22 protein-coding genes are annotated in these 19,561 nt (G+C 67.3%); 8 read left to right on the forward strand and 14 right to left on the reverse strand.

Translation table 11 applies throughout. From position 1 onward, the window contains the following. Positions 1-40: 40 nt before the first annotated feature. The 5 genes from ACZ5IK_RS38280 to ACZ5IK_RS38300 all read right to left on the reverse strand — a co-directional run bounded on the left by ACZ5IK_RS38280 (position 41) and on the right by ACZ5IK_RS38300 (position 4,017). Positions 41-430, reverse strand: a complete 390-nt coding sequence (locus ACZ5IK_RS38280; protein ID WP_465492145.1) for a peptidase inhibitor family I36 protein — start codon at positions 428-430, stop codon at positions 41-43. 346 nt (positions 431-776) lie between these two features. Further along, on the reverse strand, positions 777-1,532 hold the full coding sequence (locus ACZ5IK_RS38285; protein WP_465492146.1) for an ESX secretion-associated protein EspG: 756 nt from the start codon (positions 1,530-1,532) through the stop codon (positions 777-779). Between the two features lie 55 nt (positions 1,533-1,587). Then, a complete protein-coding gene (locus ACZ5IK_RS38290) occupies positions 1,588-2,910 on the reverse strand; it encodes a hypothetical protein (RefSeq protein WP_465492147.1) in 1,323 nt (440 codons plus the stop codon). Between the two features lie 4 nt (positions 2,911-2,914). Further along, the gene (locus ACZ5IK_RS38295; protein ID WP_465492148.1) at positions 2,915-3,541 is read right to left on the reverse strand and encodes a DUF3558 domain-containing protein; all 627 of its coding nucleotides are present in this window, start codon (positions 3,539-3,541) and stop codon (positions 2,915-2,917) included. After that, the gene (locus ACZ5IK_RS38300; protein ID WP_465492149.1) at positions 3,538-4,017 is read right to left on the reverse strand and encodes a hypothetical protein; all 480 of its coding nucleotides are present in this window, start codon (positions 4,015-4,017) and stop codon (positions 3,538-3,540) included. Before ACZ5IK_RS38300 ends, ACZ5IK_RS38295 begins: the two co-directional genes overlap by 4 nt. An 813-nt stretch (positions 4,018-4,830) precedes the next feature. Here ACZ5IK_RS38300 and ACZ5IK_RS38305 point away from each other — a divergent pair. Continuing rightward, entirely contained in the window at positions 4,831-5,271 is a 441-nt protein-coding gene (locus ACZ5IK_RS38305) for a hypothetical protein (RefSeq protein WP_465492150.1), read from the forward strand. A gap of 141 nt (positions 5,272-5,412) precedes the next feature. Here ACZ5IK_RS38305 and ACZ5IK_RS38310 read toward each other — a convergent pair whose 3' ends face one another. Next, the gene (locus ACZ5IK_RS38310) at positions 5,413-5,823 is read right to left on the reverse strand and encodes a MarR family transcriptional regulator (protein WP_465492151.1); all 411 of its coding nucleotides are present in this window, start codon (positions 5,821-5,823) and stop codon (positions 5,413-5,415) included. 87 nt (positions 5,824-5,910) lie between these two features. Between ACZ5IK_RS38310 and ACZ5IK_RS38315 the strand changes: the two genes are divergently transcribed. From ACZ5IK_RS38315 to ACZ5IK_RS38325, 3 genes are all read left to right on the forward strand, one after another. Then, a complete protein-coding gene (locus ACZ5IK_RS38315) occupies positions 5,911-6,987 on the forward strand; it encodes a substrate-binding domain-containing protein (RefSeq protein ID WP_465492152.1) in 1,077 nt (358 codons plus the stop codon). Between the two features lie 78 nt (positions 6,988-7,065). Further along, entirely contained in the window at positions 7,066-7,689 is a 624-nt protein-coding gene (locus ACZ5IK_RS38320) for an AmiS/UreI family transporter (protein ID WP_465492153.1), read from the forward strand. Next, entirely contained in the window at positions 7,676-8,674 is a 999-nt protein-coding gene (locus ACZ5IK_RS38325) for an aliphatic amidase (protein ID WP_101605908.1), read from the forward strand. Before ACZ5IK_RS38320 ends, ACZ5IK_RS38325 begins: the two co-directional genes overlap by 14 nt. Here the strand turns inward: ACZ5IK_RS38325 and ACZ5IK_RS38330 are convergent. Beyond that, positions 8,655-9,143 (reverse strand): hypothetical protein, encoded by a 489-nt coding sequence (locus tag ACZ5IK_RS38330; protein WP_101605907.1) that lies wholly within the window; start codon positions 9,141-9,143, stop codon positions 8,655-8,657. The genes ACZ5IK_RS38325 and ACZ5IK_RS38330 overlap by 20 nt on opposite strands. A 64-nt stretch (positions 9,144-9,207) precedes the next feature. Here ACZ5IK_RS38330 and ACZ5IK_RS38335 point away from each other — a divergent pair, with 64 nt between their 5' ends. After that, positions 9,208-9,672: an SRPBCC family protein gene (locus ACZ5IK_RS38335; protein ID WP_465492154.1), complete on the forward strand. Its 465-nt coding sequence runs from the start codon at positions 9,208-9,210 to the stop codon at positions 9,670-9,672. On the opposite strand, the gene ACZ5IK_RS38340 is transcribed toward ACZ5IK_RS38335, so the two are convergent. After that, positions 9,612-11,024, reverse strand: coding sequence for an MFS transporter (locus tag ACZ5IK_RS38340; protein ID WP_465492196.1), 1,413 nt, complete (start codon positions 11,022-11,024; stop codon positions 9,612-9,614). The two genes, ACZ5IK_RS38335 and ACZ5IK_RS38340, sit on opposite strands and share 61 nt — an antisense overlap. Positions 11,025-11,153: 129 nt before the next feature. Here ACZ5IK_RS38340 and ACZ5IK_RS38345 point away from each other — a divergent pair, with 129 nt between their 5' ends. Together ACZ5IK_RS38345 and ACZ5IK_RS38350 are read left to right on the forward strand one after the other, a co-directional pair. Beyond that, positions 11,154-11,582, forward strand: a complete 429-nt coding sequence (locus ACZ5IK_RS38345) for a winged helix-turn-helix transcriptional regulator (protein WP_465492155.1) — start codon at positions 11,154-11,156, stop codon at positions 11,580-11,582. Positions 11,583-11,590: 8 nt separating this feature from the next. Further along, positions 11,591-12,562 (forward strand): ROK family transcriptional regulator, encoded by a 972-nt coding sequence (locus ACZ5IK_RS38350; protein WP_465492156.1) that lies wholly within the window; start codon positions 11,591-11,593, stop codon positions 12,560-12,562. On the opposite strand, the gene ACZ5IK_RS38355 is transcribed toward ACZ5IK_RS38350, so the two are convergent. The 4 genes from ACZ5IK_RS38355 to ligD (ACZ5IK_RS38370) all read right to left on the reverse strand — a co-directional run bounded on the left by ACZ5IK_RS38355 (position 12,540) and on the right by ligD (ACZ5IK_RS38370) (position 17,002). Then, positions 12,540-13,928, reverse strand: coding sequence for an amino acid permease (locus ACZ5IK_RS38355; protein ID WP_465492157.1), 1,389 nt, complete (start codon positions 13,926-13,928; stop codon positions 12,540-12,542). The genes ACZ5IK_RS38350 and ACZ5IK_RS38355 overlap by 23 nt on opposite strands. Positions 13,929-13,963: 35 nt before the next feature. Continuing rightward, complete coding sequence (locus ACZ5IK_RS38360; protein WP_465492158.1) at positions 13,964-15,328, reverse strand: pyridoxal phosphate-dependent decarboxylase family protein; 1,365 nt, start codon at positions 15,326-15,328, stop codon at positions 13,964-13,966. Positions 15,329-15,406: 78 nt separating this feature from the next. Continuing rightward, positions 15,407-15,952, reverse strand: coding sequence for a MarR family winged helix-turn-helix transcriptional regulator (locus ACZ5IK_RS38365; RefSeq protein WP_465492159.1), 546 nt, complete (start codon positions 15,950-15,952; stop codon positions 15,407-15,409). 132 nt (positions 15,953-16,084) lie between these two features. Further along, positions 16,085-17,002 carry a non-homologous end-joining DNA ligase gene (gene ligD, locus ACZ5IK_RS38370; protein ID WP_101605899.1) on the reverse strand — a complete coding sequence of 306 codons (918 nt, stop codon included), beginning with the start codon at positions 17,000-17,002 and terminating at the stop codon, positions 16,085-16,087. Positions 17,003-17,048: 46 nt separating this feature from the next. Between ligD (ACZ5IK_RS38370) and ligD (ACZ5IK_RS38375) the strand changes: the two genes are divergently transcribed. Further along, a complete protein-coding gene (gene ligD, locus ACZ5IK_RS38375; protein WP_465492160.1) occupies positions 17,049-18,014 on the forward strand; it encodes a non-homologous end-joining DNA ligase in 966 nt (321 codons plus the stop codon). A 10-nt stretch (positions 18,015-18,024) separates the two neighbouring features. Here the strand turns inward: ligD (ACZ5IK_RS38375) and ACZ5IK_RS38380 are convergent, their stop codons facing one another. Next, on the reverse strand, positions 18,025-18,606 hold the full coding sequence (locus tag ACZ5IK_RS38380; protein WP_465492161.1) for a dihydrofolate reductase family protein: 582 nt from the start codon (positions 18,604-18,606) through the stop codon (positions 18,025-18,027). A 63-nt stretch (positions 18,607-18,669) separates the two neighbouring features. Then, positions 18,670-19,491, reverse strand: coding sequence for a helix-turn-helix domain-containing protein (locus ACZ5IK_RS38385; RefSeq protein ID WP_465492197.1), 822 nt, complete (start codon positions 19,489-19,491; stop codon positions 18,670-18,672). Positions 19,492-19,561: the final 70 nt, after the last annotated feature.

Consider the following 19,561-nt stretch of genomic DNA (forward strand, 5'->3'; position numbering starts at 1 on the left):
CGACTCCGCTGCAAGCGACCGGCGCGAACCGTCGGGGTGGTCAGTCCCAGATCTTGAGGGCGCGGATCACGAACGGGCCCTGGGGTACGTAGGTGCCGCCACCCGGATAGGTGATGAAATCTCCTTCGGTCGTGCACTCCTCGCTCTGATAAATCGTCACGTCGCGGCTCAGCCGGTTGACGAACGAATGCCCGTCGAAGCCGTCGGGCAGGGGAATGCATTCCTCGGGGTTGGAGGTGCGCAGGTCGAATTTGTGCGCAGCGCCGCCGAACGATTCTTCGCCGTACACGCAGAACTCGCCCTTCTGACAGACCGGTGCGGGCGGGCCGGTGGTGGCACTGGCGACTCCGGTGCTGGTCAGCAGGCCGAACATGGCCAGCAGGAGGACGTGCGGAAGGCGTGCGCGCAGGTTCGTCAAACGTCGTTGCATGGCTGGGTTCTCCCCCGTGAATCGGCGGCTCGATCGCCGTCGGTGAATGTGTGATTCCACGATGAACCGAGGAGAAGGCTTTGTCTGCCCGCATTTCTACTTCTGTGGATAAGTAGTTGTGCGCCGCCTGATCGGGGCGAGTTGTCCACATATCACCGGCACCGCCTTGTGCTCGCCGGAATCGGCTGCTAAAGCCCTCGGATCGCGCTTCCGACGCCACGCCGGACTAGCACGCCCCACCCGGGCACCAGATGGTTCCGCCGTCAAGATCCACCGAAGTTTCCCAGGTCAATGCCAACAACTCACCAATCCGGAAGCCACTTTGGCGTCGCGACCATCGGCGAAGCTACGCCCGCAGCCCGGCAGCGGTGTCGTTGAGCGCCACGATGATCTCGCGAGGTGTTCCCGACGTCAGCGCGATATTCCCCTCACCGGTGACATAGGTGAGGACCCGGCCTTGCCCGGTGAGGTCTATCGCCGAGATCGGTGAGCTACGAACACGGTGCCCATCGCCATCACGTCTGGCGGTGTAGAGCTGATGCGCGGCATCGCGAGGACGCCGCATCACCTCGGCGAGATAGTCCACGTCCCTGGTGTCGGCTGGTTCCGCGAGAGGGCTGACCGGAGTGGTGTCCGGGTTGTCATAGAAGGCTCGCTCCACAGCCACCGTCCTCACCGGTGCACCATCGAGTTCCGGCAGACAGTCCAACAGCGATGTGGCAGGCCACTTCGCCGCGACCGGCTGAACTGTCACGGTGTCCGCGTCGGCGAGCACCCGAACGGCGTCCGTTCCTTCGATCGCGACGAGAATCGCGCCGCGCGAGTCATCCTTGTAGTGAGACCAGCCGTAAAACTCGGTGGCGGCGGTGGCGATCACTCGCAGACTGTCGGTCCAGAGTGGATTGAGCCGGCCACGCCTGGCGAGCCCATGATCGGCCAGCCACTCCAAAGTCTTCCCGTCCAGTTCCCGCCGGAAGCCGTCCTCCATCCAGAAATGACGGCCAGTGCCGAAAATCGAGGGAGGGTCGCCCAGGTCGAGCATGGTCCATGCGGTCAGAAAAGCCAGTCGTGGCACTACCACCGCGCGGTCGATCACAGACATGAGGCCGCTCCCACACACTCTTGCCGAGACGGGAAACCTTTGTAACGCGTCAATTTCAAGCGCCGATAGTCGGCGGAGCCGGCGGCAGGCCCGTGGTCGGGTCGACGTCTTTCTTGTCTTCTTCGGTAAACAGGGCGTCTTCGGCAAGGACATACTTACGCTGGTGTTCTTTGTCTTCTTCGGGCTTCCCTCGTCCCCCTGGGGCCATACCGCCAGGGGTCGCGGTGTTGAGACGGTTGCCTGCTCGCCCGGATCCGGCAGGACCGCTGTGAACAGGGTTCTCCGTCATGCCGCGTATGCCCGTCTGCTTCCCGCCGCCGGGCAGATTGGCACTCTTTCCTGCCTCGCCCGGCGTCCGCCCAGCGCCTCCACCTGGACGTTCGACATAACCCGGTCCGCCGACCGGATACGTCGGCGGTGTCGTTCCCGCGCCTGGACCAGAGCCAGGCGGGACGCCGGGCAGCAACCCGGGGACGCCGGTGTTCGCCATATCCGGCCGCGTGAATCCGGCTGCCACCGTCTCGTCGTCATTCCCCGAACGAGGCGAAGGAGAGAATCCGCTGCCGTTGTCATGGCCACCCTGTGCCAGTTGAGAAGCCACCGGATGGGAAGCCACCGTCACGGGGGCAGGCGTGGTCGTTCCTGGCGCGGGAGCAGCTCCCGGGTGCGACTGCGGGCCACCATGACTTGCCTTGCCAGGCGCAGTTTGCGGGCTGCCCGATTGCCCGTCCGTGATCGTTATATCGCCACCGTCGAACGTACCGAGGTCGCCGTAGTCCCGCTGAAGCGCATCCCCTTGTTGCCGAGTATTGGTGGCGTAAGCCTCGTAGAGCTCGTAGTTACGCTTCGCGGCAGCGTTGTACCGGGCGATCTCATCTTCGGTGTCAGTAGCCCACGGGCTGAGCTTGTCCCAAAAACTCTCCTCCGGAGGCTTTGCGGGCAGCGGAACCATACTGTTCCGGGTGTAGTCGAAATTCGACGCGACCCCGGATACGTTGTCCGCGTTGACTGCCAGCGTCGTACTGGTCAGATCCATGACATGCCCGACCTTGGACACATGCGCGTTCGCGGCCTCCGCGGACTGCCCGGTCCAGGCGGACTCGAAAGCCTGTGACACCGCGAGCACCCGATCCGACAAGCCGCGCGTCCGCTCCGCGAGACTGTTCGCGGTCACCGCTCCGGCGTGCCACTCCTGACTCGTCCCCGCCAGCAACAGCGGCACTTCGCGCTCGATCGAGACGACCCTGCCCAGGTTGCCCGGCCCATCGAACAGGTCATGGGTCCACTCCGCGGCTTTCTGTACGGCGTGCTTGATGCCGCTTCCCACCTCGTGCACCACATGCGTGACCGCGTTTCGCGCATCATCCCAGAACGCCATGGCACTACGCCTTCTGTCTGAGGGTCGTCACCACCGCGCCGGCGGCTTTCGCCGCGACCTCACACGGATCGAGCGTACCGATCTTCGACCGGCTCAGAAAGCCGCCGACCTGGACTGAAAGGTCATCCGCGAGTCCGACACTGATTTGACAGTGATCATGTGTCGAATCATGCGCAGCAGCGGGAAATCCTTCCACCGAGAGCTCTTTCCAGATACTCGATTGCGGCTTCGTGTTCTGGTACACACTGCTCAAACCAGTGTGGGTACCCGTGTCATATATGACAGTGATTTTCGCTCCCGACTCGAGGTTGGTCCACGAGCAGAACGAACCGATCCCTGCTACCTCGTCACGCTTTCCCTGAACTACGATACCGAGCGCTGCTTCAACCTGCTTCGGCGTCAAAGCATCCACGCAAGGGTCACCCGACAACACCGTTGCCGGCAGAGGGTTTTGGACTTTCGGCGCACCCGCGAACGGCAACGACGAGACAGGCGACGACGACGTCACCGAGGACGATGCAGCACTGTCAGGCAGCACTGTCCCCGGAGTTCCCCCGCCGCCCGAGCATGCCGAAAGAACGACAGCGAAAACAGTCGCGATACCGAAAAAAGCCCAGCGACGACCTATCACGCGTACCCCTTCGACGATGCCTGCTCCAGGGCTTTCTCACTTTCGTGATCGTTCGCGTTCATCGTGCCCAATGCCTTGTCGAGCTTCGCCAACAAGCTATTGAGATAATCGATCAGGTTTTGAATCTGATCATTCGCCGCGTCGAACGCCGCCGCCGCCGTGGCCCACGGCGTGACCTGCGCCATGAACGACGTTCCCCCAACAGTCAACTTCTTGTTGTAGCCAGTACTTATGCTGTCTTGGGCAGGCGGCTTCAACCTCGTCAACACGTCAGCCTGCGACTGGATATCACCCAGTTCATCGACAATGGCCCTGATCTCGGTCTGCATTCCCAATGCCTGCTTGCGATCGAGGGTGAACCCACCCTTTCCCGCCGCCGCCCGCTCGGTGGCAGCCAGCACCCTGGCCCTGTCCGCTTCCTGGCGGACCTGCCGAGAAATATCGGTGTAACTCGCCTGTCTGTTCGGATCGGCCACGACGCCGTAGATCCCCTCTACCCCTCGTCTACGTCCTGCCTTGACCGCCGGTCTCGTCCGATGGACTGGGCCGATCGGCGGCACATATCAGCGTAGCGGATCGGTCACCCCGAGTGGAACGTCTGAGCCGAACCCGCAGGCGACAAAGAGTCCGCGACCAGAGAGCACCAACCGCAATTTCGCCGCCTTCCGCAATGAGCGAGACAACTGCGCGCGGAAGGCGTGACAACCGGAGGGATCAAGGATGGAATCCGCACCAGGACGGCACTGATAACTGTCGTACGACAGGTTCCCGTTCTTTCTCGACGACTGGATCAGTACTGCGATGAGCGGTCGAATCCGGCGCCGAACGGACGTGATTCCGTCCGCATGAACATCTGCATGTGCGAATGCATCTTGCGACTGTTCGGCACCGAACAGTTCTTGCCCGCAGCGCTACACAAGAGTGAATTCAACGCACGCGTTCGAGTGACCCCAAGACACTCATTGCTTTTTTAGAGCACGTCTCGGTATCAGTCCATGGTCGAATAGGTCGCGTCATCAAGCGATCGAGTGAAGACCATTTGCACTGATCACCCCCGGTGAAGCCGAGTGGACCGCTGGGCGCAGCGATCACGAAGCCTCCTGGTTACTGGACCGTAAGCGCTGGAGGTTCGTCCACAATGGGCATTGAGGCCCCGTTCACGCTGCTCCGGCAGCGTCGGGGTGAGCCGGGACCTCGGCATGAAAAGAAAGCGGCTCCCCACGCCCGGGGAGCCGCTTAAGAGGTTCAACCATTCCACCAAACGGCGAAGTTCCATGGAGGCATCACCGATGACCAGCGTACCGCTGGCTTCTGGCGACACGCCAGAAGAAACACCCCACGAGCAGGAAAACAACCTGCCCGCCACGCATAATCATCACCGCGAGTGTCACCCGGCCGAAGTCGGTCTCGACGAATTGCTCGACCTGACCCGCGAACCCGTCGGCATCATCACCGCCCCGGCCTGCCGTCACCCGCACCTACGGCGCGGCCCCCGTTGGCCCGACCTCGTCCACCGCACGCTGTTCGGCAGTTGGGACCACGCCAGGCGAGTCCTTCTCTACTGGTTCGCCCTCGTCACCGCGCTCGTCGCCCTGGCCATCGCCGCCACTCCGGCCATCCAGGCAGGCACGATCGGACTCGCGGGGCTGTGGTGGCTGCACCGGCGGCACACCACCGGCACCCCGCCACAAGCGGAACCCCCGGAGCCCGCACCTGCCGTTGTCCTTTAGCGAACAGCCGAGCAGGCCGTAACCATCACGGGTGCGCATGCCGCAGAAGACGACAGCGGCATGCGCACCCCGATCCCGGACCCACCACGGGGTCCGAGACCGAACCTGCCGGTTCGCGATGATGTGACAGCCGCCCCGGCTTCAGTCGCCGAGACCCCGCAACGCCACGAGCAGCTCGTCCGGCACGTCGAGCCGGGCCTCCACCTCGGCCACCTTCACGGCCACGCGCCGGTGCGTCGCCCGGCCGCGGGCGCTGAGGTGGACGAGCACCCGGCGCCTGTCCGCGACGTCGACCTCGCGGTAGGCCTGCGCGGTGGTCACCAGTTTGTCGACCACCCTGGTCAGGGTCGGCCCGGTGGTCAGCGTCCGGTCGGCGAGGTCGGCCATGGCGAGGCCGCCCTTGCCGCTCAGCGCGTCCAGCACCAGCCATTGGTCCAGGGTGAGACTCTCTTTGGCGAGCACCTGATCGACCATGGCGGCAACGGCCCTCGCGGCCCGGGTGAGCGAGCCGGTGAGCGACGGTCCCGCCGTCGCGACGCCCCGTGTGCCCATATCCCGTCCCCTTGCCAAAACCGGACACCCTCGCAATACTTCCAGGTGAAAGCACTTTGACCTTACCGGGCCACCGCACGGAGCGCCATGCCCCCACGCCTCGCCACGCGGACCCGCGACGACACCTGGCGCGTGGCCATGGTGGTCCCGTTGCAGGGGCCCGCCGGGCTGTTCGGCCCGTCCTGCGAGGCGATCACGGATCTGGCCGTCCACGAACTCAACGAATCCGGCGGCATCCTCGGCAGGCAGGTCGAGGCCGAGGTGGTCGACGGCGGCGGCAGCCCCGCGCAAGTGGCCGAAGACCTGCGTCGTCTCGTCGAGAGCGGGCAGGTCGACGCGGTGAGCGGCTGGCACATCTCGTCGATCCGGCACGCGCTCGCGCCGGTCGTGGCCGACAGGGTGCCGTACGTGTACACCTCGCTCTACGAAGGTGGCGAGCGCCGCTCGGGCATCTTCTGCACGGGCGAGACCCCGCGCTGCCAGATCGAACCGGCGCTGCGCTGGCTGCGCGACAACCTCGGCGCGCGCCGCTGGTTCGTCGTCGGCGACGACTACGTCTGGCCGCACCGGACGACGCGGGCGATCCGGCACTACGCCAAGGACCTCGGCCTGCGCATCACCGGCGAGGCGTTCGTCGGGCTCGGCGAGGGCGATATGTCCACAGTGGTCCGTTCGGTCGAACGGTCCACCAGCGACGGTGTGCTCATGTTGCTGGTCGGACAGGACGCGGTGCGGTTCAACCGGGCCTTCGCCGCGCACGGGCTCAGCGACCGGCTGATCCGGTTCAGTCCGCTGATGGAGGAGAACATGCTCCTCGCGAGCGGCGCGAACGCCACCGGCAACCTCTACGTCTCCGCCGCCTACTTCCGGTCCATGGTCACCGCCGACGCGATGGACCTGCTCGGCCGCTACGTAGACCGCAACGGTCCCGGCGCACCGGCCTTGAACAACGCCGCCGAATCCTGTTACGAGGGACTGCACACGCTGGCGGAACTCGTCCGGCGGGCGGGGACGCCGGACCTGCCCGCGCTCAACGCGGCGATCGACGGTGTCGCCTACCACGGGCCGCGTGGCACGGTCGAGTTCCGCGGGCAGCAAGCCGACCAGCACGTCCATCTCGCGGTCGCCGACGGCTACGACTTCGAAGTCCTCACCCGGCTCTGAACTCCCTTCCCTTGACTCACCACCACTCACCACATACTTTCATTTGAAAATATTCCATGTGACGCAGCGGAGGTGAGCATGGGCAACGTGGGCCTGCTCTACGTCGGCGCCGCCTTGATGATCAACGGCCTGATGTTGCTCGGCCGGATACCGCCTCGTTCGGCGGCGGTGCTGAACCTGTTCGTGGGCGCGCTGCAGTGCGTCACCCCGACCGTGCTGATCGTCCAGGCAGGCGGGAACCCGGACGCGATCCTCGCCGCGTCCGGCCTGTACCTGTTCGGTTTCACCTATCTGTACGTCGGCATCGCGAACCTCGCCGGCCTGGAACCCGAAGGCATCGGCTGGTTCTCGCTCTTCGTGGCGGGCGCCGCCGTGGTCTACGCGGGAATCGCGTTCTGGCACGACAACGATCCGGTGTTCGGCGTCATCTGGCTGTCCTGGGCGTTGTTGTGGGGATTGTTCTTCCTGGTGCTCGGCCTCGGCAAGGAACGGCTGACGCGGTTCACCGGCTGGACCGTCCTCCTGCTCAGCCAGCCGACCTGCACACTGCCCGCCTTCCTCGGCCTGACCGGCGCCTACCGCAGCGACGGCGGGACGGCGCTGCTCGCGGCCGCCGTCGCGGTCGCGCTGGTCGCGGCGGCCGGTTCCCTCGACGTCCTGAAAACCCAGTCGGAGAAAAGGAGTCTTCATGCGACACGGTGACATTTCCGCCAGCCCGGACACGGTCGGCGTCGCGGTGGTCAACTACAAGATGCCGCGGCTGCACACCAAGGCCGAAGTCCTCGACAACGCCCGCAAGATCGCCGAAATGGTGGTGGGCATGAAATCCGGGCTTCCCGGCATGGACCTCGTGGTGTTCCCCGAGTACTCGACGCAGGGCATCATGTACGACCCCAAGGAGATGTACGAGACCGCGGCCACGATTCCCGGCGAGGAGACCGAGATCTTCGCCGCCGCTTGCCGCGAAGCGCAGACCTGGGGCGTCTTCTCCATCACCGGCGAACGACACGAGGACCACCCGAACAAACCGCCGTACAACACCCTCGTGCTCATCAACGACCGCGGCGAGATCGTCCAGAAGTACCGCAAGATCCTGCCGTGGTGCCCGATCGAAGGCTGGTACCCCGGCGAGGAGACCTACGTCAGCGACGGCCCCAAGGGCCTGAAGATCTCGCTGATCATCTGCGACGACGGGAACTACCCGGAGATCTGGCGCGACTGCGCGATGAAGGGCGCCGAGCTGATCGTGCGCTGCCAGGGCTACATGTACCCGGCCAAGGAGCAGCAGGTCCTGATGGCCAAGGCGATGGCGTGGGCCAACAACTGTTACGTGGCCGTGGCGAACGCCGCCGGTTTCGACGGCGTCTATTCCTACTTCGGCCACTCCGCGATCATCGGCTTCGACGGGCGCACGCTCGGCGAGACCGGCGAAGAGGAATACGGGATCCAGTACGCCCAACTGTCGGTGTCGGCGATCCGCGACGCACGGACCTACGACCAGTCGCAGAACCACATTTTCAAGCTGCTGCACCGCGGTTACACCGGCGTGCAGGACGCCGACGAGGGCGACAAGGGTGTCGCGGACTGCCCGTTCGACTTCTACAAGCTGTGGGTCACGGACGCCAAGAAGGCGCAGGAGAAGGTCGAGTCGATCACCCGCGACACCATCACTCCTCGGCACCCATGATGAGGACGGTGAGCCGGACACCGCGTGTCGTGTGGACGAAACTCAGCACCAGCGGGACGAGCACGAGCGCGAAGTAGGTCCACAAAGGCCAGTGGTACAGATGGTGCAGGTGCCACGTCTCCTTGAGGGCGATGAAGAACGCGCCCGCGCACACGATGAACCAGCCTTTCGCCTTGTTGGCGAAGGTGGTCATGGTGCGCCGCTGGCTCGCCGAGAGCGTCTTCATGAACTCGCGCTGCGCCTTCTTCCGGCGACGGCGTTCCTTGATGACGGCCACCGGCGGCATCAGCCACCACCAGCGCGAGGTGGGGGTGCCGCCGGCGGGACGGCGTGTCTCGACCGAACGGAGGTCTTCGAACCGTTCGCTTTCCTCGCGCAGTTCCAGCGCGCCCTGGTACATGGGCCCGGCGACGAGGAGCCAGCCGCCGAGGAAGGCGGACCAGGCGACGAAGTACTCGATGTGGATCACCCCTCCCGGACCACCGACGTCCGTGATCCGCGATGATCAGCCTATCCGCCCTAGAATCGGGAGGATGGACAGGATCGACAGCGGCAGCCGGGTGATCGCCGCATCACCCGAGGCCGTCTACAACGCCCTGCTCGACCGGGAATCCCTCGAAGCCTGGCTGCCGCCCGAGGGCATGCGCGGCCGGATCGAACGCTGGGATCCGCGGCCCGGTGGCGGTTTCCGGATGATCCTCACCTACCTCGACGCGTCCGCCGCTCCAGGCAAGTCCTCGGACGCGACGGACGTCGTCGAAGTCGGGTTCGCCGAACTGGTGCCGCCGGAACGCGTGGTGCAGCTGGCCGTCTTCGAGTCCGGCGATCCGGCTTTCGCGGGCACCATGACGATGACCTGGCGGCTCACCGCCGCGGGTGACGGCACCGAAGTGACCGTCACCGCGACGGACGTGCCGTCCGGCATCGGCCAGGCGGATCACGAGACCGGGATCGCCTCCTCGCTGGCCAATCTGGCTTCCTTCGCCGAAACACGCTGACGGCCGGACGCGATGACGATCGCGGCGAGGACGGCCATCACCAGCGGCACGACCAGCGCCGCCCGGTAGCCGCCGAGCGCGGCGCCCGGCGAGCCGTCGCCGAGAGCGGCGACGTTGACGGCGGTCACCGCGGACAGCCCGAGCGCCGCGCCGAACTGGAAGGCCGTGTACAGCAGCCCTCCCGCCAGTCCTTGCTCGTCCTCGGCGATCCCGTCGGTGGCGACGATCGTCAGCGGGCCGTAAGCGAGGGCGAACCCCAGGCCCAGGATGATCATCGACGGGAACATCGCCGCGTACGTCCAGTCCAGGCCCAGTGGCAGGAAGAGCGCGTACGCCACGGCGGCGAGGACGAAGCCGCCGAAGATCAGCCGCGTGTTGCCGAACCTCGCCACCAGCCGCGGGGTCAGCGTCGGCGCCAGGATGGCGTCGATCCCGACCGCCAGCAGCGCCAGGCTCGTCTCGAGCGTCGACCAGCCCCGGAGTTCCTGCAGGTACAGCGTGACGAGGAACTGGAACCCGAAGAACGAACCCGCGAAAAGCAGCGCGCTGACGTTCGCCCGCACCAGCGGGCCCGATTTCAGGATGCCCAGCCGCACCAACGGCGCGGGCGATCGTCGTTCGATGGCCACGAACGCCACCAGCGACGCCACTCCCCCGGCGAAGGACGCGACCGTCCAGCCCCAGCCCTGCCCGGGGTGTTCCAGCCGGACCACCGCGTAGGCGATCAGCAGCATCGCCACGGTCACGGTGATGGCTCCGGCGAGGTCCAGGCGCCGCGGAGGGCGTTCCTGGTTCGCGGGTTCCTTGATGAGCCAGAGCGCGGCGGCCAGGATGACGGCGGACAGGAGCACCGGCGTGAAGAACACCCAGCGCCAGTCGATCCTGGTCAGCAGTCCACCGATGACCAGCCCGAGCGAGAAACCGCCCGCCCCGGTACCGGCGTAGAACAACAGGGCCTTGTTGCGTTCGGGTCCTTCCTCGAAGCTCGTGGTGATGATCGACAGGCCCGCCGGGGTCATGAAGGCCGCGGCGACGCCGGTGACGAACCGGGCGAGCAGCAGCATCCAGCCCTCGGTGGCGAATCCGCCGAGCCCGGAGAAGACGAGGAACACCACCAGCCAGGTGAGGAACATGCGGCGGCGGCCGTACATGTCGGCGGCGCGGCCGCCCAGCAGCATGAAGCCGCCGTAGCCGAGCACATAGGCGCTCACCACGCCGCTCAGCGTCGCCGTCGACAGGCCGAGTTCGGCCCGGATGGACGGCAGCGCCACGTTCAGCATCGCGACGTCGATGCCCTCCAGGAAGATGGCGCCGCACAGCACCAGGAGCACGCCCCAGGCCCGGCCGCTCATCCGATCGGCGGCGCGCGGGGGCGTTCGCGTTGTGGTCAAGGTCTGTTCTCCCTCGGTGGACGGGACCGACGGTTACTCATCTGCCGGTCGGTTCCCTCTTGTAACCAAGGGGATCTTCCGTCACCATCGATGACCATGGAAGAAGGCACTTTGAACTCACCTAGTCGTTGTGAACTCACCGAGGAGGACTACGAGGCCTTCCAGTGGGACACCCGGGAGGACTGCGAAGTCCGCCAGATCCTGGACCGGGTGGCGGACAAGTGGTCACTCCTGGTCATCGCGCTCCTCGACCGGAACACCCTCCGGTTCACCGAGTTGAAGTACAAGATCGACGGCATCAGCCAGCGCATGCTCACCACCACGCTGCGTCATCTGGAACGCGACGGGCTCGTGAACCGGACCGTCTATCCGGTCGTGCCGCCCCGGGTCGAGTACGCGCTGACCCCGATGGGCATCACGCTGCACAAGACCATCCAGTCGCTGGTCAGCTGGACCGAAGACCACCAGAGCGAGATCGCCGTCGCGCGCGCCCAGTACGACAAACGCGTCAACGCCTAGGGAGCCGCATGGCCAGACTGTCCGGAGGGGATCCGTCACTGTTGCGGCGGCTCAACGCCATCGCCGTCCTGCGAGCGCTGTACGCGGCCGAGGAACTCACCCTCGCGGAACTGGTCAAGGCGAGCGAGGTCTCCCGGCCGACGGTCGAGGAAATCGCCGCGGACCTCGGCGGACAAGGCCTGGTCGAGGAGGTTCCCCTCTCCCCTGACGCGCCGCGTCCGGTGGGCAGGCCCGCCAAGCGGTATCGCTTCCGCCCCGAGGCGGGACACGTCGCCGGCCTCGAAGTCGGCCCGCACCAGGCGTTGTGCCTGGTCGCCGACCTGCGAGGCGAGGTCGTCGGCAGGGCGAAGGCCGACCTCACCCCGGAACTGGACGCGCCCGGCAGGCTCGCGGCCGCACACCAGGTGCTCGGCGCCGCCGTCGCTGGTCACGCGAACCTGCGGGTGCTCGGCGTCGGCACCGCGGGTGTGGTGTCCGGCGGCAAGGTCGTCCGCGGCGATCGCCTTCCCGGTTGGACCGGCCTCGACCTGCCCGCGGAGTTCGGCGGCGGCTGCCCGGTGCTGGCCGGGAACGACACCAAGCTCGCGACGCTGGCCGAGCACTGGCGCGGTGCCGCGCACGGCGTCGACGACGTCGTCTACGTGCGAGCGGGGCGCACCGTCTCGCTGGGCCTTCTGCTCGGCGGCAAGCTGCACGACGGCCACAACGGCGCCGCTGGTGAGATCCGCGCACTGGAGCGGACCGGCGGGTTCCTCGAACTCGTCGCCGCGACCGTGCTCACCGTCGACCCGCAACTGGTGGTGATCGGCGGCGGGCTCGCGCTGACAGCGCCGCTGCGCACCGAACTGGCCCGGCTGTGCCTGTTCCCGGTGCGTGTCGAGACGTCGATGCTCGGCGAAGACTCGGTGGCGCTCGGTGCGCTCCGGCTGGCGCTTGGCCGGGTGGAACGCGAACTGTTCAGCGTCGCTGATGTCGCCTGAGCAGGCTGATCACCACGATCAGCACGGCCACCGCGCCGCTGGTGAACAGCTGCGCCCGCGCGTCGGCGTCGGTCCACATGAGCACGAGGACGCCCGCCATCGCGATCAGGGCGACCCAGCTGAGCCACGGGAAACCCCACATCCGCACCGGCAGGTCGGCGGCCGTGCCGTCGGCTTCCGCCCGCTTCCTCAGCCGCAGCTGGGAGATGGCGACGAAGATCCAGACCAGCAGGATGTTCGCCCCGATGGCGTTCAGCAGGAACGGCAGCACGTGTTCGGGGGCGAGGAAGTTCAGCAGCACGGCCACGAAACCGAAGGCCACCGACGACAGCACCGCCGTCCGGGGAACGCCCGCGCTGGACAGCTTCAGCATCGCGCGCGGCGCTTCACCGCGATCGGCGAGGGAGAACACCATCCGCGAGGCACCGTAAAGGTTCGCGTTCAGCGCGGAGAGCAGTGAAGTCAGCACGACGAAGCTCATCAGCAGCGCCGCCGACGGCACCCCGATCTGCTCCAGGATGGTCACGAACGGGCTGGCGTTGGCCGAAGCGGACTCCCACGGCAGCAACAGCACCATCAACGCCACGGAGCCGATGTAGAACAGCAGCAGCCGCACGATGACCGTGCGCGTGGTGCGGCGGATCGACCCCGCGGGATCGTCGGACTCCGCCGCGGCGATGGTGACCAGTTCCATGCCGCCGAAGGAGAACGCGACCGCGAGCAGGCCGGTCAGCACGCCCTGGAGGCCGTTGGGCAGGAAGCCGCCGTGCCCGGTGAGGTTGCTCAGGCCGACCGGCGACGTCCCCGGCAGGATCCCGAACACCGCCAGCGTGCCGAGCACGAGGAAGCCGACCACGGCGGTCACCTTGATGGCGCCGAACCAGAACTCGAACTCACCGAACGACCGCACGGCGAACAGGTTCACCACGGTCAGCACCGCCATGAACAGCAGCACCCACGTCCACTGTGGAATCGCGGGCAGCAGCCCGTTCGCGATCCCCGCCGCCGCGGTGGCCTCGGCGGCCACGACGACCACCAGCAGCGACCAGTACAGCCAGCCGACGGTGAACCCCGCCCAGCGCCCGAGCGCCTTCTCGGCGTACACCGAGAACGAACCGCTGCTCGGCTCGGCGGCCGCCATCTCGCCCAGCATGCGCATGACGAGCACCATGAGCAGGCCGGCGACGACGTAGGACAGCAGGATGCCGGGACCCCCGGTCTTGATCCCGGCGCCGGTGCCGACGAACAGCCCCGCCCCGATCGCCCCGCTGATCGCCAGCATGGTGACGTGCCGCCGCCGGAAACCGGTACCGAGCGATCGGGTCTCGATCGCGGTCGCGGGTTCGGCGGGACCTGGTGCGGGCATGGCTGATCCATTCGTTCGCGGCGGCAGATCGGGGCTCAACGGCGGGACAACTCTTCCAGCCGCTCGTGGAGCCTGTCGACGTGGTCTTCGCTTTCGGGTTTCATCAGCACGCTACGCAGGATCCGCGCGCCGTCCGCATCCGCGTCGACCCCGGTGTGACGCAGGCCGAATTGCGGCTCGCTCACCCGCAGCGTGCTCAGGAACACCGGATCCTTGGCCGCGGCCATGCCGACGCGCATGATCCGCTCGCTCGCCTCGTCGATCTTCGACAGGGAAAGCGGTTCCGTGCGGGGGAAGTACGCGACGATGTCGAGTTCCGGTGGCTGGTACAGGTCGAAGTGCTCGGAGTCCTCCAGCAGTTTCGCCCACCGCAACGCCGCGCGGCGCCCGGCCGCGAGCACCCGGCCGAGGCCGTCGGGGGTGGGCGGCAGCAGCCGGAAGGTGAGCCACAACGCGGCGGCGGCCGCGCCCGCCCGGGAGCATTCGAGACTGATCTCGCCGAGGTGCAGGTCTTCCGAGGTGAAGTAGGTGTAGGGCGAATCGTGCAGGTAGAACCGGCCGGCCGCGGGGTCCTTGAACAGCACCGCGCCGCAGCCGTAGGGCTGGAGGCCGTGTTTGTGCGGGTCGATGACGATCGAGTCGGCCTCGGCGATGGCGAGCCACGGCGCTTCGGGCAGCCCTTCCGGACCGTCCAAACCGGACAGAAGCCGGAAGAACCCGCCGTAGGCCGCGTCCACGTGCACCCGGATGCCGTAGCGTTCGCGCAGCGCCACCACCTCGTGGACCGGTTCCACCGTGCCGAGCGCGGTCGTGCCCGCGGTGACCACCACGGTGCCGATCTTCCCGGTGCGCAGCAGCTCTTCGAGGGCGTCGAGATCCATCGCGCCACGGGCGTCGACGGGCACGGTGTGCCCCTCGACGCCGAGGACGCCGCACATCCGGCCGTGTGTGTAGTGCGCCTCGGCGCTGTAGGCGATCCCCTTGCCCGGATGCGTTTCGCGCGCGACGAACAGCGCTTCGAGGTTCGCCACGGTGCCGCTGGTGGTCAGATGCCCCAGGTGCTCCTGATAGCCGAACATCGTGGCCAGCTGACGGACGACCTCGCGTTCCATCTCGGCCGTCGCCGGGCCGCCGTCGAGCGCGTGGTTGTTCGGGTTGACCAGCATCGCGGTCAGATAGCCGACCACCGCGGCCGGATGCGGCGGTTTGAGCATCTGGCCGGCGTAGGACGGATGGAAGAACGGGTAGTTGTCCTTCAGCCGCTCGGTGAACTCCTCGAAGGCGGTCTCGAACCGGCTGTCGGAGATCTCCAGTGACGGATGCGGCCGCACGGGGGTGAACGTCTCCGCCCACGCCTCGTGCGACGTCAACGCCTGACCCAGCCAGTACCGGAAGTCCATCAAGGGCGCCCTTCGATCGTTCGGCTCCAAAAAACGTAGGAGTCATCGGAGGTGTGGCGCAACCGTCTTCGGTAGGGCTCAGCTCCCCCGGGTCGCCACCGCCTGGCGCCGTTCCTCGCCCTTGTCCTCCAGCTGCTTGACGATCTCCCGCAGCGATACCGCCAACTCGGTGCACTCGGCCGGGCTGAGCCGATCGGTGACGAACGCTTCCTCCTGGTTGAACTCCGGGAAGAGCTCCCGCATCAGCCGTTCGCCCTCGGCCGTCAGCGCGAGCAGCACCAGACGTCCGTCGACCGGATGTTTGCGGCGGGTGACCAGGCCGTGCGCCTCCAGGGTCTTCATCACCCCGGTCAGCGTGCCCTTGGTGATCCCGGACTCCGCGGCGACGTGCCGGGTCTCCTTCTCACCGAAGATCCACACCACCCAGAGCACCACGAACGCGGTCCAGGTGAGCCCCGCGGTGCGCAGGACCGAGTTCTCGAAGTGCAGCCGCACCGCCGTGGCGGCGCGGTGGAGGTTGGCCATCGCCTCCATCCGCTCCCACAACAGCGGAATTCCGCCCAGCTTCGCCCGTACGGCGTTTTCGGTTTCGGCAAGCGTGTGATATCCGGTCAACAGCCACATCCTCACCGGCACCGAGGGCGCCAGTACGGTGGGCGCGCACCCCCGCGCGCCCGATCCGCCGATGGTATGCGGAACGGGCAGGAGTCCACAGTGGTCTTTCGGAGCGCCTGTCTTGTTTCGGACAATTTCGCCTCATCGGGCGGGAACGGCGGCACGGTGCTCCGCGATGTCGCCGAACAGGTCGCCCATCTCCTCGACGCGCTCGATCACCTGATCGGCGGTGAAGAGCAGGTCGGCGGCCTTGCGGCAGGCCTCGACCTCCTCCCAGGTCACCGGGGTGGACACGGTCGGGATGGCGCGGCCGCGCAGGGAGTAGGGCGCGATGGTCGTCTTGGCGGTGTTGTTCTGGCTCCAGTCGATGAACACGCGGCCGGGACGGATCGCCTTCGTCATGCGGGCGACCACGGTTTCCGGTGACCGGCGCGCGAGCTCCTCCGCGACCGCCTTGGCGTACTCGGAAGTCCGTTCGTCGGACCGCGTGCGCACCGGGCAGTACAGCTGCATTCCCTTGTTGCCACTGGTCTTCGCGTAGACGGTCAGCCCGTCCTCGGTGAGCAGTTCGCTGAGCGTCTCGGCGACCCGGCAGCAGTCGACGACGTCCGCGGGCGGGCCGGGGTCGAGGTCGAACACCAGCAGATCGGGCGATTTCCGCGCGCCACGCGGTCCGACGGTCCACTGTGGAACGTGCAGCTCCAGCGCGGCGAGGTTGGCCGCCCACATCAGCGTCGGGAGATCGCCGACCACCGGGTAGTCGAGCGTCTCCTCACCGCCGCGGCGGCCCCGGTTGGTGAGCCGCGCGGTGCGCACCCAGTCGGGCGCGTGCCGGGAAACGTTCTTCTCGTAGAACGGTTCGCCGTCGACACCGTCCGGGAAACGGCGGAACGTGGCTGCGCGGTCTCGCAGATGAGGGAGCAGCGCGGGGGCGATACGGCGGTAGTAGTCGAGTACCTCGCGTTTGGTGAAACCGTGCGCCGGGTAGAGCACCTTGTCCAAATTGGACAGCCCGAGCCGCCGTCCCTCGACCTCGACCGTTATCCGCTCTTCAGGCACCCTTCGACGATAGATCACGGGCCGGGTTTTCGGGGTACCGTGAGGCATGAGTACCGTGCCGGACGCGATCGCCCCGATGCTGGCGACCGACGGCGACCTGCCCACCGGCGGGTGGGGGTACGAATACAAATGGGACGGCTACCGCTGTTGCCTGCGCGTCGCCCCCGACGGCGAGACGCGGCTGACCAGCCGTCGCGGCCTCGACATCACGGCAACGTACCCCGACGTGACCGGCGAAGCCCTCGATGGCCGCGAAGCCGTCCTCGACGGCGAGATCGTCGTCCTCGACGACCAAGGACGGCCGAGCTTCCCGCTGCTGCAAACGCGGCATCTGCGCACGCCGGACGCGTCGCTGCTGGAGCGCAGCCCGGTGCACTTTTTCGCCTTCGACGTGCTGGTTCTCGACGGCACCGTCCTGCTCGACGAGCCTTACGCCGCCCGCCGCGAACTACTGACGTCTTTGGGTGGCGGTGGCCGCATAGTCATCCCACCGGGTTACACCGACGACGACATCTCGCCTGACCAACTGCTCGAGGTCGTCCGGCAGCACGGGCTCGAAGGGCTGATCGCGAAGAAGCTCGACAGCCGGTACTACCCCGGCAAGCGGACCAGGCAGTGGATCAAGCGCGCGCTGTGGCACAGCCAAGAGGTCGTGATCGGCGGCTGGCGCCCCGGCGAGGGACGGCGCTCGGGGACGCTCGGCGCGCTGCTGCTGGGCGCGCACGACGAGTCCGGCGGACTGCGGTACGTCGGCGATGTCGGGACCGGGTTCAGCGACAAGGTCCTCGAAGACCTGCATGCCCGGCTCACCCCGCTGGAGCGGAAGACACCGCCCTTCACCTCGGAGGTCCCGCGCGATCGGGCCCGGCGGGTGCACTGGGTGTCGCCGGAGCTCGTCGGGGAGGTCGTCCACCGGAACTGGACCCCGGACGGGCGGCTGCGGCACACGACCTGGCGGGGACTGCGGGCGGACAAGACTCCCGAGGACGTCAAGGTGCCTTCATCGCCTTGAGCGCACTCGGTCAACGGCGCACCCGGAAGCACAGGTGCAGCACCCGGTCGCCCTGAATCACCACGTCGGGATCCTCCACCAGGTGCTGCGCGCCGACCGACCCGAAGAACCGCTTGCCGGACCCGAACACCACGGGGACGACGTCCATGCGCACCTCGTCGACCAGACCCGCGGCGAGCACCTGGCCCCCGACGTCGCCGGCGGCGACCTCGACGATGCGGTCACCCGCCAGCTCCTGCGCCTTGGCGACGGCCGCCTCGATGCCGTCGACGAAGTGAAACGGCGCCTCGGGGTCCCAGCCCTCGGGCGCGGGCCGGTGCGTCACGACCACCACGTGGTCGATCCCGCCCGGGGGCTTCCCGTCCCAGCCGTCCGTGAGGTCGAAGACGTGGCGGCCGGCGATCGTCACGCCGATCTGGTCCCAGTACGCCCGGGTGTGGTCGTAGGACGTCTGCGACACCTTGAGCACCCCGCTCTCGTCCAACGGGACGTCACCGCTGGACAACCAGTCGAACAACGGTCCGGGCTGGTCGTTCTCGTCCGCGACGAAGCCGTCCACCGACACCGAGCCGTAAATGACCACCTTGCCCACGGGCACTCCTCTGTTCGGGGTCCCCGAAGCTAACGTGTCGTGAGCCGGCGCGCTTGTAAGAAATCAAACGGCGGGCAGCGGCCAGCCGTCCAGCACGTGGCCGGGATGTTCGCGCAGGAACCGCCGCCGGACTTCGACGTACCGGGTCGGCGTGAGCCCGGTGAACTCCCGGAACTCGTGGCCGAAGTGGGCCTGGTCGAAGTAGCCCGCCCCACTGGCGAGGCCGCCCCAATCGACCGGTCCGGCGGGGTCGATCGCGAGCACCGTGGCGGTGAGGCGGTAGGTGCGGGCCAGCCGCTTCGGCGTGATGCCGACGAGCTGTTTGAACCGCCGTGCCAGATGAGTGCTGCTGACCCCGGCCGCCACACTCAGGTCGCCGATCACCGCAGCCCCGCCCGTCGCCGCGAGGACGCCGCTCGTGTGGCGGACCAGTCCCAGGCCGGTGGCTTCGCCCAGCCGTCGCATCAGCTCCTCCTCGAGCAGCGTCAGCATCTCGTGCGGTCCGTCCGCGGCGGCCAGCCGGTCTCGCAGCCCGGCGATGGCGGGACTGCCCCAAACCTGCTCCAGCGTCACCGGCCGATCGCACAGCTCGCTCGCGGGCATCGGCAGGAACGGCGCCAGCCCCCACGGCTTGACGTGCACGCCGACGGAACGGGTCGGGAGTGGGTAGCCGAACTCCAGCGCACGGGTGCGCATGGTGACCACGCAGCCGTCGGCGTACTCGGCCATCTCGATGTCGGCGCCGGCGCGGATACGGAACGGCGCCCCGAGATTGACGATGAGCAACGCCGACGGCGAGGGCGGCAGCGTCAGCCGGGCGTACGGCGGCGAACCCTCCAGGTAGTAGAGGTCGTCGATCAGCCCGTCCAGTGGCGGTCTCGGCACTCTGGACACGTACTCCACGCCCACAGCATCGCACGCCGGGATCTTCCTTCGCCGGGCTGACGCGGTGTCT

Source organism: Amycolatopsis sp. NPDC031561, assembly GCF_055580625.1.